The 13,543-nt window shown below is 72.1% G+C and carries 14 protein-coding genes and 1 pseudogene; 11 read left to right on the forward strand and 4 right to left on the reverse strand.

Annotated features, from left to right (window positions below):
- Positions 1-249: 249 nt before the first annotated feature.
- The 4 genes and pseudogenes from ACZ597_RS30940 (at position 250) to ACZ597_RS30955 (ending at position 4,273) form a co-directional block, all read left to right on the forward strand.
- Positions 250-780 carry a hypothetical protein gene (locus ACZ597_RS30940; RefSeq protein WP_471337130.1) on the forward strand — a complete coding sequence of 177 codons (531 nt, stop codon included), beginning with the start codon at positions 250-252 and terminating at the stop codon, positions 778-780.
- 2 nt (positions 781-782) lie between these two features.
- The gene (locus ACZ597_RS30945) at positions 783-1,994 is read left to right on the forward strand and encodes a sensor histidine kinase (RefSeq protein ID WP_471337132.1); all 1,212 of its coding nucleotides are present in this window, start codon (positions 783-785) and stop codon (positions 1,992-1,994) included.
- Positions 1,991-2,658 (forward strand): annotated as a pseudogene (locus ACZ597_RS30950) (response regulator transcription factor). Before ACZ597_RS30945 ends, ACZ597_RS30950 begins: the two are co-directional and overlap by 4 nt.
- A gap of 328 nt (positions 2,659-2,986) precedes the next feature.
- A complete protein-coding gene (locus tag ACZ597_RS30955) occupies positions 2,987-4,273 on the forward strand; it encodes an MFS transporter (RefSeq protein ID WP_471337135.1) in 1,287 nt (428 codons plus the stop codon).
- Positions 4,274-4,286: 13 nt separating this feature from the next.
- On the opposite strand, the gene ACZ597_RS30960 is transcribed toward ACZ597_RS30955, so the two are convergent.
- Entirely contained in the window at positions 4,287-5,132 is an 846-nt protein-coding gene (locus ACZ597_RS30960) for an NAD(P)H-binding protein (RefSeq protein WP_471337137.1), read from the reverse strand.
- 90 nt (positions 5,133-5,222) lie between these two features.
- Here ACZ597_RS30960 and ACZ597_RS30965 point away from each other — a divergent pair, with 90 nt between their 5' ends.
- From ACZ597_RS30965 to ACZ597_RS30995, 7 genes are all read left to right on the forward strand, one after another.
- Positions 5,223-5,369 (forward strand): WCX domain-containing protein, encoded by a 147-nt coding sequence (locus ACZ597_RS30965; protein ID WP_471337273.1) that lies wholly within the window; start codon positions 5,223-5,225, stop codon positions 5,367-5,369.
- A gap of 92 nt (positions 5,370-5,461) precedes the next feature.
- The gene (locus tag ACZ597_RS30970) at positions 5,462-6,577 is read left to right on the forward strand and encodes an AI-2E family transporter (protein WP_471337140.1); all 1,116 of its coding nucleotides are present in this window, start codon (positions 5,462-5,464) and stop codon (positions 6,575-6,577) included.
- Between the two features lie 326 nt (positions 6,578-6,903).
- Positions 6,904-7,317 (forward strand): hypothetical protein, encoded by a 414-nt coding sequence (locus ACZ597_RS30975; protein WP_471337143.1) that lies wholly within the window; start codon positions 6,904-6,906, stop codon positions 7,315-7,317.
- Positions 7,318-7,648: 331 nt separating this feature from the next.
- A complete protein-coding gene (locus tag ACZ597_RS30980) occupies positions 7,649-8,740 on the forward strand; it encodes a polyprenyl synthetase family protein (RefSeq protein WP_471337146.1) in 1,092 nt (363 codons plus the stop codon).
- A gap of 430 nt (positions 8,741-9,170) precedes the next feature.
- Positions 9,171-9,590, forward strand: a complete 420-nt coding sequence (locus ACZ597_RS30985; protein WP_471337149.1) for a hypothetical protein — start codon at positions 9,171-9,173, stop codon at positions 9,588-9,590.
- Positions 9,591-10,173: 583 nt separating this feature from the next.
- A complete protein-coding gene (locus ACZ597_RS30990) occupies positions 10,174-10,737 on the forward strand; it encodes a CbrC family protein (RefSeq protein ID WP_471337152.1) in 564 nt (187 codons plus the stop codon).
- A gap of 407 nt (positions 10,738-11,144) precedes the next feature.
- On the forward strand, positions 11,145-11,303 hold the full coding sequence (locus ACZ597_RS30995; protein ID WP_471337155.1) for a hypothetical protein: 159 nt from the start codon (positions 11,145-11,147) through the stop codon (positions 11,301-11,303).
- 422 nt (positions 11,304-11,725) lie between these two features.
- Here the strand turns inward: ACZ597_RS30995 and ACZ597_RS31000 are convergent, their stop codons facing one another.
- The 3 genes from ACZ597_RS31000 to ACZ597_RS31010 all read right to left on the reverse strand — a co-directional run bounded on the left by ACZ597_RS31000 (position 11,726) and on the right by ACZ597_RS31010 (position 13,345).
- On the reverse strand, positions 11,726-12,037 hold the full coding sequence (locus tag ACZ597_RS31000) for a hypothetical protein (RefSeq protein WP_471337158.1): 312 nt from the start codon (positions 12,035-12,037) through the stop codon (positions 11,726-11,728).
- A gap of 260 nt (positions 12,038-12,297) precedes the next feature.
- The gene (locus tag ACZ597_RS31005) at positions 12,298-12,486 is read right to left on the reverse strand and encodes a hypothetical protein (RefSeq protein ID WP_471337161.1); all 189 of its coding nucleotides are present in this window, start codon (positions 12,484-12,486) and stop codon (positions 12,298-12,300) included.
- Positions 12,487-12,928: 442 nt separating this feature from the next.
- On the reverse strand, positions 12,929-13,345 hold the full coding sequence (locus ACZ597_RS31010; RefSeq protein ID WP_471337165.1) for a hypothetical protein: 417 nt from the start codon (positions 13,343-13,345) through the stop codon (positions 12,929-12,931).
- Between the last annotated feature and the right edge of the window lie 198 nt (positions 13,346-13,543).

The raw sequence follows: 13,543 nt of genomic DNA on the forward strand, positions 1-13,543 counted from the left end.
GGTGATCCACCGCATCCGGCCCTGGGCGGGCGGAGCGACGACGGGGGCCGCCGCCCCGGGCACTCAGCGCGGAGTGGGTACGGCCACTGCCGGCGGCACCGGACCCACGGCCGGATCCGAGAAACCTGCTCCGGGTCCGCTCCGCACAGGCACAAGGACCCCTGCCGCATTCCGCGCAGCCGGATCTCCACCCCCTTCTCCACCTCCGGGTCCAGGTGCGGAGACCGGTGTCGCAGCAGTCTGGAGGGCATGACAGCAACCGAGTGGATCACTGACATCGCCCTCGTCCTGATCGTCTTCCGGCAACTGCGGGAAGGCCGTCTCGACCACAAGACCTTCCTGCTCCCGCTGGCGATCGTGGCCTTCGTGGCGTACTCGTACCTGGACTCCGTCCCCACCGCCGGGAACGACCTCGTCCTGATCGGGGCCCTGACGGCAGTGGGCGCCGCGCTGGGCATCGCCGGGGGCGCCTACACCCGGATCCGCGCCCTCGACGGAGACCTCCTGATCAAGGCGGGTGCCGTGTCCGCGGTCCTCTGGATAGCGGGCATGGGGGCCCGGATGGGATTCCAGACGTGGGTGGAGCACGGCGGCGGCGCCGACGACGTCACCCGGTTCAGCCTCGCGCACCACATCACCAGCCGGCAGGCGTGGGTCACGGCCTTCGTGCTGATGGCGCTCACCGAGGTCGTCACCCGGGTGGCCACGATCTACGTACGCAGCCGGACGGTGCGGACGGCGGCGGCCCGTACCGTGCCCGTGCTCGGCACCACGGTCTGACCGTGCCGTATCTTCGGCCTGTGCCCGCAGAACAGAGCGCCCCGCACCCCGGCGACGACACCGACCGGGGTGCGGGGGCGCGCCCCGTCCCCGGGCACGACCCGCGCGTGCAGTGGGTGGTGTCCCTCGCGGTCGTCGTCGTGGGAATCCTGACGGTCCGGCCCATGGGGCTGAGCGGCCGGGGCCTGGCGGTGGCCGTCCTGTTCGTGGTCAACTCCGCCGCGCTGCTGGCCCGCCGGCTGCCCGAGCACAAGGTCCCGCCGCGCCTGGCCCTCGCCTGGCTCACGCTCGGCGTCGTCGCCGCGGCCGCCCTGATCGGCCTCAGCAGCAGCGGCACGGGCTACCTCTTCGCCTTCTTCCTCGCCGGCCACATCGGATACCGGCTGGAGACCAGGCCCGCCCTCGTCCTGGCCGCGCTCTGCAGCCTGCTCTGCGGTGCCGTGCTGTACCTGCGCCTCGGGCCGGGACACGAGCTGCTGCCGTGGGTGTTCGGCCTCACCACCGGCGCCCCGGTCCTGGTCGGCATCGTCAACCGCACCCAGCGGCAGGCCGTCCAGGCGGCGATCGAGGCGGCCGAGTCGGCCGGACGCGCCGCTCGGGCCGAGGCGCGCACCGCCGTGCTGGCGGAACGGGGCCGGATCGCCCGGGACGTGCACGACGTCCTGGCCCATTCCCTCGCCGGGATCAACATGCAGCTGGAGCTGGCGGACGCGCTGATCGACACGGGGGACCTGGAGAAGGTCCGGGAGGCCAACGCCAAGGCCCACGGCCTGGTCAAGGAGAGCCTGAAGCAGGCGCAGTGGACCGTGCACGCCCTGCGCGAGGACGTGCTGCCGCTGCGGGAGACCCTCGCCTCGATGCTCGCGTCCTCGGGCCACCACGACGCCCTCACCGTCACCGGGACGGTGCGCGAGGTGCCCGCCCAGGCGGTCCAGAACCTGCTGAGGATCGCCCAGGAGGCCCTGACCAACGCGGCCCGGCACGCTCCGGGGGGAGCCGTCGGGGCGGAGCTGGATTTCGCCCCGGAGTCGACCGTGCTCCGGCTCCGCAACCGCCCCGGCACCCGGCCGGCGGACCCGGGCGCGGGCAGCGGGATGGGACTGATCGGCATGCGCGAACGCGTCGCCCTGCTGGGGGGAACGCTCACCGCGGGCCCGGTCACCGAAGGCCCGCACCAGGGCGACTGGCAAGTGGAGGCAGTGATCCCGCAATGACCGGACCCGTGGCAGAGCAGCAGCCGTTGAGGGTGGTCGTCGCCGACGACCAGGCCGCCGTCCGCGAACCCCTCGCCGCGGTACTCGCCCTGGCCGAGGGCATCGAGGTCGTCGCGGCCGCGGCGAACGGCACCGAGGTGCTGGCGGCCGTCGCCGCCGGGCCGGTGGACGTGGTGCTGATGGACCTCAGGATGCCCGCCATGGACGGCATCGAGACGACCCGCCGGCTGGCCGGAGAACACCCTGAGGTCGCGGTGGTCGTCCTGACCACCTTCGCCGACGACGACTCCATCCTCGGCGCGCTCGGCGCGGGAGCCCGCGGCTACCTGACCAAGAACGCCGGGCGCCAGGACATCACCCGCGCGATCCGGGCCGCGGCCGCCGGCCAGTCCGTACTCGACCGGGAGGTCCAGGACCGGCTCCTCGCCACCGTCAGGACCAAGGTTCCCCCGCCCGGCCGGCCCCTCCCCGAGGACCTCACCCCCCCCGCGAACGCGAGGTCCTCGCGCTGATCGGCCAGGGCCTGCCCAACCGCGGCATCGCCGAACAGCTCTTCATCAGCGAGGCCACCGTCAAGACGCACATCAACAACCTGTTCGCCAAGGCCGGGATCCGCGACCGTGCGGACGCCGTCCGCAGCGCCATCGCCTCGGGCCTGGCCTGATCCCACCCAGGAGCCGGTGATGTCCGTCCGGGACCAAGGTCGACACCCTGGACTTCGCGACCGGATACACCTACCTCTACTCAACTCGCTGTGCAAGGTCTACCTGACGTGGAACGCCTCGACAGGAAAGAACTGCGTCGTCACCGTCCGCAACAGCCCGGGCTCCGCGGTGTGGACGGGGGCCTGGGTGATCCGCCTCGCCACGGGGGGGGGTGAGGAGGCGCGTGCGGGGGTGGCTGTCCCGGGACCGCCGCGGACCCGGCAGGCCGATCCGGCCTGATCCGAAGGACACGGCCTAAGGGCGGCTCCCGGCGGGCAGAGCGTGATCATGACAGAAATTGCCACGCACACCCCCGCCCCGCCCCGCCACCCCTTACGCCAGCTGCTGGCCGCCTCCGTCGGCAACGCCGTGGAGTGGTACGACTGGTACGCGTACACCTTCCTCGCCACCCACATCGCACGACAGGTCTTCCCGCCCACCGCGGGCAACTCCCTCGTCCCGCTGCTCTCCGCCTTCGCCGTCTTCGCCGTCGGCTTCTTCATGCGCCCGGTCGGCGGGCTCCTGATGGGCGCGGTCGCCGACCGGCGGGGTCGGCGCACCGCGCTGACCGTCACCGTCCTCCTCATGGGCGGCAGCAGTCTGCTGGTCGGCCTCACCCCCACGTACGCGGCCGTCGGCGTGCTCTCCCCGGTCGTCCTCGTCACCGCGCGGCTGCTCCAAGGCCTCTCTGTCGGCGGCGAGTTCGCCGCGTCGACCACCTTCCTCGTGGAGTCCGCCGGACCCGGCCGCCGCGGCCTCTTCTCGTCGTTCCAGTACGTCTCCACCTCCATCGGCCAGCTCGCCGCCTCCGGCCTGGCCGCCCTGCTCGTGGCCCTGCTCCCCGAGGACGCCATGAACGGCTGGGGCTGGCGCGTGCCCTTCCTGCTCGGCGCCGTCCTCAGCCTCGCGGGGTTCTGGATCCGGCGCGGCGCCGAGGAGACCCTCGCCGCCGAGCCCGCCGCGGCCGCCCGCCCCGGGCTCTTCGACGCGCTCCGGCACCACCCCCGCGCCTCGCTGCTCATCGCCGGCATCACGGCCGGCGGCACCCTCGCGTACTACACGTGGACCTCGTACCTGCCGACGTACGCCGAGCTCGAAACCGGCATCGGCAAGCGTGACGCGTTGCTCGCCGGGACGCTGTCCCTGGCGTTCTTCGCCCTCCTCCAGCCGGTCGGCGGCCTGCTGTCCGACCGCTTCGGCCGCAAGCCGTCCCTGCTGTTCTTCGGGCTCGGATTCGCCCTGCTCGTCGTACCGCTGCTGCGCTCCCTGGACGGCTCGTTCCTCTCCCTGCTGCTCGTCCAGTGCGCCGGAATGGTGCTGCTCACCGGCTTCACCTCGGTCTCGGCGGCCGTGAACGCGGAGGTCTTCCCGGCCCGTGTACGGGCGGCCGGCATCGGCTTCCCGTACTCGCTGACGGTCGCGCTCTTCGGCGGCACGGCCCCGTACATCGGCACGCTGCTGCAAGAACTGGGCAGGCCGGAGGTGTTCCCCTGGTACGTCGCCGTGCTGTGCCTGTGCTCCTCGGTGGTGTACCTGCGGCTGCCGGAGAGCGCCCACGGGCCCCTCGACCGCTGACGGCCGGAGACCTCTAGCGGAATCCGGCCGCGTGTTCCCGTGCCCACGAGCGGAACGTGCGGGCCGGCACGCCGGTGACCGCTTCCACGGTGGAGGTGATCACGTCCGAGCGCGGTCGCGTTCCGGCGGTGGCCAGCAGCGCTTCGACCAGGGCGGCCGGCCTGCCGTCGGCGAGCATCTGCCGACGGGCGACCTCCACCGGCACGGCTTCGAAACGCGTCCGCCGGCCGATCGCCGCCCCGATCTCCTCCACCTGCTCGGCCCTGCCGAGGACCTGAGGGCCGGTCAGGACGTGCTTCTCGCCCGCGTGGCCGGCGTCCGTCAGCGCGCGCACCGCCACGGCCGCGACGTCGCCCTCGTGCACGACGGCCGTCGCGGCGATGTCCGGTCCGCGGACGACGCCCTCGGTGCGGATCTGCCCGGCCCATCCCAGGGCGTTGGAGGCGAGCGTGCCCGACCGGAGGAAGATCCACTCCCGGCCCGACCCCTCGATCAGGCGCTCCATGTCGGCGTGGAGCTGGTTGATCGGGTCGCTCTGGAGTTCGCTGCCGTCGTCCACGCCCGACGACGAGAGGTAGACGATGCGACGGACGTGCGGGGCGATCGCCTCCAGTACGGCAGGGGCCCCCTCGGTCGTCAGGAACGGCCAGATCAGGAACACGGCCTCGCTGCCGGCCAGTGCCGCCTTCAGCGTGTCAGGTCTCGACAGGTCTCCGGCCGAGGCCCGGGCCCCCTCGGGCAGCCCGGACCGCTCCGGACGGCGGACCAGTGCGCGTACGGAGGCGTTTGCGGCCAAGAGCCGGAGGACGACCTGCCGGCCCACGTTGCCGGTCGCGCCCGTCACGAGGATCTCGTTCATGATCAGGCAAGCCCCTCCGGGGCCCGCGCTATTCCCCGTCCGCCCGGCCCCGGTAACAACGGACCCAGTCCTCGGAGCCTCCGCAGGCCCATCGAGTTCGACGAGCAGGCCCTGGAGGCCTTCCTCGCCCTCGGCCCCGACGTGGAGGTCCTCGACCCGCCGGAGCTGCGTGCCGCCCTGTGCGCCGGGGAACGCGCCACGGCCGCCCGGTACGCGGGGGACCCCGACCCGGGCTGAGGGCGGCTCACGGCGCCGCGGGCTCCGTGCCGGGGCTACCGGCCGTCAACGGCGGTGCCCATGGCCGAACGCCGTGTGAATAGGGTGAGCCCATGTCTGTCACATTGAGCTCCACGAAAGCCGCTGCCGCCCTCCGGCGTTCGGCACGGGTGTCCGCCGAGTTGCTGGTGGTCCTGGTCATGGCGGCGGCCGTGCTGTGGGTTCTGGGCCGGATGTGGTCGGTCATCTGGCCGCTCATCGTGGCCCTGCTCCTCACCACCCTGACCTGGCCCCTGGCCGCCTTCCTGCGTCGGCGGGGATGGCCGCCCGCTCTGGCCGCCTCCGTGGTGACCGTGCTCTTCCTCCTGGTGGCCGGCGGCATCGTGGCGCTCATCGCGGTTCCCGTGGCCTCGCAGTCGGGGGAACTGGTCGACGGGGTGGCCGAGGGCATCCAACGGCTGCGCGAGTGGGCTGCCGGCCCGCCGCTGAACATCGGCAACGACCAGATCACCGGCGCCTTCGACGCCGCGGTGGCCCGGCTCCAGAACAGCGTCGGCAGCGCGGTCTCCACCGTCGCCACGGGAGTGAGCACCGTCTTCAACGGCCTGGTCACCGCCGTGCTGGCGGTCTTCCTGATGTTCTTCTTCCTCAAGGACGGCCCCCGCTTCCTGCCGTGGCTCACCCGCCAGCTCCCCGGCCGGCTCGCCACCGACGTTCCGGAGGTGGCCGGGCGCGGCTGGCAGACGCTGGGATCGTTCGTCCGGTCCCAGGCCTTCGTCGGCCTGCTGGACGCCGTGTTCATCGGCCTGGGCCTGTGGATCGTCGGCGTACCCCTGGTGCTGCCGCTGGCGGTCCTGACCTTCGTCTCCGCGTTCGTGCCGATCGTGGGCGCCCTGTTCGCCGGTCTGGTGGCGGTGCTCATCGCGCTGGTGTCGAACGGCCTGACGGACGCGCTGATCGTGCTGGCGATCATCGTCGTGGTGCAGCAGCTGGAGGGCAACGTGTTCCAGCCCATGATCCAGAGCCGCGGTCTGGGTCTGCACGCGGCGGTCGTCCTGCTGGCTGTCACGCTGGGCGGCAGCCTGGCCGGCGTCGTGGGCAGCCTGCTGGCCGTACCGGCCGCCGCCCTCGTCGCCGTCGTCTGGAACTACCTGCGCGACCAGCTCGGCGAACCTCCGCACGATCCGGCGGCCGCCGAAGAGCTGCCCACCACCCCCGCCCCCTCATAGGACCGCTCCGCCGCTCCGGCGGGTGGGATCGTTGACCGGGCGGGGAGAAGGCCATCACCGCTGCCACGCTGGTCCTGGCCACCGTCGGCCTCGTTGTCCCGGCGCACGCCGACAACGACGCCGACTCCAGGACGTCGCCGCCGTGCCCGTCGTCGACGGCCGCGACGTCGTCCCCATGCACCTCGCGGACCTCCACAGCGGGAGCAGCGCCACGACCAGGATGAGGGAGTCTCTCACCAGGCCCGACCTGCTCATGGCCACCCCGGAGCGCCGCGTCGGGCCCGGCTGCGAGAGCCGGCTCGCCGTCAGACAGCTCCCTCTTCGCCGTGCGCTTCGACGCCCCCGGGCGCGGAGAGGGCATCCCGGCCTTCGCCCTCCACCCGGGGAGGACCACCACCGGACCGCAGCGGGAGATGACCTTCCGGGCCGCCACCGGCTTGTCCGCGGCACCCCCGCTCCTCGAACCGATGGGGCGGCTCGGCTACGACGCCCACGGCCCGCGGGGCACCGGCGGCGGGGCCTGGATCGCCACGGAGATGGGGCGCCGGGCACCCGACCCGACCATCGGGATCCACGTCAACGGCCTGGTCACCTTCCCCTCCGGCGACCCCGCCGAGGACCACAACATCACCCACTGGAGCGAGCTGGAGCGCGGGGGCGACTTCCTCGCGCTGGAGCAGCCCGAAGCGTTCGTCACGGACGTGCGCGCCTTCTTCGCCACCCTGGGTGCCCCGGACTGACCGGCCGGTGCGGGCCGCCCCTGCTCCGTGCTGCGTTCGAGCAGGGCCGGCGCCCGGTCGAACACGTCGCGGCTCACCCTGCCGGGCTTGGCGGCGGTCCGTTCCGGGGCATGTACGGCGCGGCGCCGAGGACGACGCCGGTCGAGGTGAGCCCCGTGCCCGTCTCGGGAGCGGCGATGCCGAAGTCGGCGAGCATGCGCCGGCCGCCCGCACCGATCCTGCCTCGTCGACGAGGCAGGCCACCCCACTGTCCAAGCGCGCGACGCGATCCCCACCGCCTGAACCGGCGGCCGGTCGACCCTGACCGACACCGGCGTGCAAACCTGGGCTGGTGAATGAAGCCCTCTCCGCCGCCCTGCAGCGCGCGTCCCGCCACCAGCGCCGTTTCGAAGCCCGCTTCGCCGCCTACTTCGATTCCCTGACCGACCCCGCGGGCGGCATGTTCGAGACCCCGCCGCACGGCGCCTTCCCCGCCCGCGCACTCGACTTGGTGCGCGACATGTCGCTGCGCGGCGGCAAACGGCTCCGCGTGGTCCTCCTGCACGAGGCCGCCGCGCTGGTGGCGGACGAGGGCGTACCAGGGCTGGACGAAGCGGCCATCAGCATCGAGCTGCTGCAGACCCACGGCCTGATCCACGACGACATCATCGACGACGCGCCCGTACGCCGCGGTGGCCCCTCCACCTACTACGCCTACCGCCACGAGTTCCCCGACCAGCCCGACACCGCCCTCGCGCTGGCCCTCCTCGCCGGCGACCTCGCGGCCTTCCTGTCCCTGCGGGTGCTGCTCACCAGCGGCCTGCCCGCCGACCGCGCCCTGGCCATGGCCGCCGTACACGCCGACACGGGAGCCGCCACGATGACCGGGCAGATGATCGATCTGGAACGCGACTTCCACCCCGTCCCCGACATCGAGTTCCTGCACGCGGTCACCGAATTCAAGTCCACCCGCTACTCCGTGCTCGCCCCGCTGCGCATGGGCCTGCTCGCCGCAGGCACCGACCACGCCCCGTACGACGCTGAACTGCGGCGCTACGCGACCGCATTGGGGATCGCCAACCAGATCCACGACGACTGGCTCGACCTGTTCGGCGATCCGGCAGCCCTCGGCAAACCGGTCGGTTCCGACATCCGTTCGGGTCGCCGCAGCTACGCCCTGCGGGCTCTTCTTGCCGTCTGCGACGACGCCGAGCGCAAGCTGCTGGACCAAGCCTCGGGCGATCCGGGCTGCGACGACGAAACCCTCGACCGCATACGCCGCATCGCGCGAGCGCACGGGGTCGACCGGCAGCTGAGGGCCGACGCCGACGAACACGCCCGCCGGGCAGAGGCCCAGGCCGCCACATGGCGGGAGCGCTGGCGGCCGGAGGCCGTGGCATTCTTCGAGCACATGCCGGGCTGGAGCGTCACCCGCGACCGGTGACCGCCCCTCCCTCCCCGCGCCCCTCCGCCCGCATACTGCTGACGGACGGCACGGGTGGTCGTCGAGCCGGTACCGCTGGGGCTGCCGGCGGGCACGGGGTGGGCAGTGCGACGGCCGCTCCGTCGTGCGGGACCCGCCACTTCGCGCAGGGACACCGTCGCCGTGCCGGGCCGGTCCCCGGGGAATGCGCCGTGCACGGCCGTTCGGCGACAACAGCCCGTCCCACCGGGCTTGGCGTGAGCGGCCCTGGAGGGGGACCAGCACCTCCCACCCGTTGCGCGATCGGTTGGAAGCGCGGCCACCGTGCCACGCTCGTGGCGCATCCCCGGCGTGTCCGGACACCGAAGTCCCGCACGCTGGCGGGGTTGTCGCGGGTCACGGACCCATCACAACGCCCACACAGCATCAGCAGTACCGCGAGCATGGCCCGATGCGCACACACCACGCCATCGCCGTCCTGGCCACCGCCGGGCTCCTCGCACTCACCGGCTGCTCCAGCACCGAGACCAGCAAGCCCAAGCCGGACACCAGCCCGGTTTCTTCCCCCTCCGCCACGGCGCCCGGCACGAGCCCCAGCCCCAGCTCCGGGCGGAAGGCCGCCGGGCTACCCGAGGATCCCCAGGGTTCGGCCCGCGCCGGCTACCTGGCCGCTCTGAAGGCCGTCCACCCCTCGCTCGTCACCGAAGAGAAGAAGGCCGTCGACAACGGCGTGAATCAGTGCAGCAGCTTGACCGGCAAGGACCCCAACGCCTCTGCGCGACAGCGGTTCACCACCAGCCAGCACGAGATCACCCAGGCCGAAGCGGTCGCCATCAACGCCGCGGTGAAGACGTTCATCTGCCCGAAGTAGAGGGGCCGCTCCCGCTCGTCGCCGTATCGCTCGAAACAACCGGCATCGCGGGGGCCTCCAACGAACAGGCCACGATGAGCACCGACTTCGGAACAGGGCACGCGGCATCCCGGACCGTACGCGGGCCCGACGGGGCCGATGAGCGAGCCCCGGAACTCCCGGACGGTGACGCCTGCGTCTTCGACGTCCACGACACCACACCGACGACGAGCATCCCCTGGAACAGCACCTCATCCAGCTCTGGCCCGCACCCGCCGCCGAGCTCATCTCCCGATCCGTGAGTCCGGCCGCCAGCTCATCAGGGCGCAGGGTGGGATCATCCGCAGCCCGTTGGTCTTCCATACGTCCTCCTCATGATCCTTCAGAGCGCACCGCTCCTGTCTCTGCAGGTCTCACTGCTCTGGTGCAGGTTCACGTAACGGATTGTCCAACGGGCCTCTGACAGCGGCGGTCGGGTCGGCGGGCTCACTGAGCCCCCCGATATGTGGTCCCGTGATCTTCGAGTGAGCGGGTGCTGCACCGCGGCCTGCGGCAAGCGGATACCAGCTTCGCGGTGCCCGTTTCCGGTTGGGATGATGGTCCCGTGCCAGAACCGACCTTTCGCTACCACCCCGATCCGCTGGCCTCCGGGTCGGCGTTGCGCACCGACCATGTCTGCAGTGTCTGTGGCATGGATCGACAGATCCGCTACCGAGGCCCTGTCTACGGTCGGCAACCCGATTCCCTCTGCCTTCACTGCATCCACTCCGGGGCAGCGTCACGGGCCCTGAGCATCTCAGGCGGAGGTGATGCGGACTCCGACATGGCTGCGATGTTCAGCGATGCCGTTGACGTCCCCGACGACGTGCCTCTGTCGGTCGTTGACGAAATCACCCGACGCACTCCCGGCTTCTCGGGTTGGCAGCAGGAGTCCTGGCTGTACCACTGCGGCGATGGCGCGGCCTTTCTCGGACCTGCCGGCTATCGCGAGCTTGAGGCCCACCCGGAGGCCCTCGCCATGCTCCGTGAAGATCACCGGCGTTACGGCTGGTCGCCCGCAGATACAGAGGAGTTCTTGCGGAGGCTGGACCGCACTGGCGAGCCGACCGCCTACCTGTTCCGCTGCTTGCACTGCAACACAAGCCTGGCATCTTGGGACATCGGCTGACAGCGGCTTCTTCCGTGCCGTGATCACGTCCGTCGTTGGCCGTTCGCCGGGGCTTCGTTCGGTTCCTGTGGCGGGCCCGGTGGGTTTTGGTGCACGGGCCGGCGTGCCCGTCCTCCCGTGCCGGCTCCTGAACCCCCAGCGGACCCGGGCCGGGGTGAGCCTGTTCGGTTCGGCCGGCCGTTCCCACGGCCCGCGCAGATCTGCCGTGAGGGGACGGGCGAGGCGGAGTTGTGCGTGGGCTGCCAGGACGAGCCAGATCCAGCGATCGGCGGCGGCAGAGTCCCGAAGCCTGGGCCCAGTCCAGCCGAGGGTCCGCATGAGCAGGCGGAAGGCGGACGGTGTACTCGACATCGAACCGTCGCAGGAATGCCCGCCACCACCGATCGAAGTCCTCGGGGGTGGCTCCGGTGCCCGACCACCGCAGCCTCCCCGGCCTGTTGACCCCGCCGCTGGGCAGCTTCGCCACGGTCGACCCCAACTCGGTGCTCTCCGGCAACGGCCCGTCGTGGTTGGGCCACGAAGCCCTGCGGGTCAGACGGGGGTGGAGCTGGTCCCGCCACGGGTGAGTGGACTCGAGCGCCCACAGGGAGTGCGCGTACAGGTCGACGTAGCCAGGCGGGGTCCAGCCGTGGCGGGCCAGGACGCCGCGGCGGGCATGGAGGGCGTGCGCGGTCCAGTCCCGCGCCCAGGGGCTCGGTCGTAGGAGGCCAGGTACGGAGCCGCAGCAGTGGGCGCCGACGCTCCGGGCATACCGCGGCCGGGGCGTCGGCGTGGACGGCCCGCTCGAACAGGAGCAAGGCGGATCAGGACCGGCGCAGTGGCTGCCGCCGCCAGCGGAGGCAGTTGTGCCGGTACGGCGCGGAGTGGACCGCGACGAAGCTGCGCTGGGGCTCGGCGGGCTCGTCTTCCATGGCCGACCTCGCGCAAGCGCCACCTGGCCGCAGCGGGCATCGCAGCAGCCCGTAGCCCAGCCCATGCGGCGCCAGGGTCAGCGGTCGCGGCGCGCTCCTGACGCCAGCCGCGGCGGAGCCTGCTCCAGGGTCTCCCGGATGTGGACGTCCGCGCCAGTGACGGTGAACGCGACGTCCAGACTGCGGCACATCCGCTGTGTGCGAGCCATGGCGCTGAGCGTGGCGGGGCCCGGTTCGCCGGCGGGCAGTTCGAGGAGGACCTGGTCCGGGTGGTGGGTCGCGACGAGCGCTTCGATCTGCAAGGCCACCGCCGCCCGGTTGGTGATGTCCAGGCCCTGGTGCAGCTTCACTGTGAGGGTGCCGCGGTCGAGAGTATGGGTGATCAACATTCGCAAGCCTCCAGAGAGCCCGGGCGGGACACCACGCAGAACCCGCCGTTCCTGCTTCCAGCATGCAGGCGTGCGGCCCTGAAGGCCGGTCCGCCGCCGCACCATCCACGCAGGAGCGCAACCGCAGGGGACACACCCCAGCTGGCTTCTAGCCCCGGGACGTGCGCAGGCGGGCCTGACGCGGGACAGGACCCGGCCGGGTGATGGTGACCACCATTGCGGCCGGGTCCTGCCTGTGTGGGAGAAGGCGTGCGGGCTGGTCAGAGCTCCTCGTCGCGCTCGCGCCCCATGTCGTCCTGACCGCGCCGCTCGAGTTCTTCGGGGGTCTTCCCACGTGCGCTCTCCTGGCCTCCGCCGGGATGGACGGGGTCCTGGCTGGGCCGGCTCATGCGCTCCTGCTCCTCGCGGCCTTTGCCCGGCTTCTGGCGCTTGTCCTGCGTTCCGCCCACGACGGCGACTCCCTGTTGTGGCGCGCGGCTGGGCCCCCCGCCACGATGTCACTCTAAGTTACATATCGCCCCATTTTGTCTCACGGTCCGTGCTGTATGGGTGACGGGGGCGTGGGACCGGGCGAAGGGGTGCGGGGAGGGCGGGGACACCGACGACGGGCGAGGTCGTTCTCCTTGGCTGCGGTCAGTGTGGTCGGGGACTTCCACGACTGGCAGCCCGGTGTCCACCCCCTACAAGCTGCAAGGACGGCAAACGCGCGGTCACAGTGGAGCTGCCGGGCGAGCGCACCCATGCGTTCCGGATCCCGGCGGCGGGGGACTACTGGTTCAACGACGAGAGCGCCGGCGACCGGGACGGGCACAACAGCAGCCTGCACACCCGACCCGGCACGGCCCCGCGCCCCGTCGGTCTGGGGGTGCCTGTGCTGTGCCCGGCCGGTCGTCAGTCGGCGGTCATGCGAGCGAGGGTGTTCTGGAGTCGTCGGACGGCGTGTTCGGCGTCGGCGTACTGCTCGGGGGCGGGCTTGATGGTGCCGAAGGTGGGCCCGTCTTCCGGCGGCAGGGCGCGCCAGTGCAGGACGGGGGTGAGGGCGGTGACGGCTGCGCCGAGGAACCAGGCGAGGCGTCCGTGGACGTGGGCGAGGGAGATGGCCAGCACGGCGAGTGCTTCCCGCAGGTGCTCGAGCCGGTGGACCTCGGCCAGGGGCTCATGTTCGTGGGGGGTGCCGATGGCGGCGTGGAGATCGGCGGCGGCTTTCGCTGCGATCGTGCGGTCGGTGGAGGCCAGGGTCCATACCCGGTCGCGGATCTGCTGCTCGGCTTCCCGGGTCAGGTTCTCGATGGTCGTCCGCATGTCCATGCGAGCACCCTAGGCCGCAGCGCTGGCCGGAGGGAGACCGCCGTTGGCGACGGCGGTACCTCTTGCCGGACCGGCGAACCATCACTGCTGGTGGCGGCCCCGGCACGGCGTCGTAGAGCCGACGCAGCAGCACGGCGTCGTCCCGTCGGTGTCCCTCGGAGCTGGCCTGCGGCCGCCAGTGGCGGGCAAGCAAGCGCG

Source organism: Streptomyces sp. NPDC040718 (assembly GCF_055593565.1).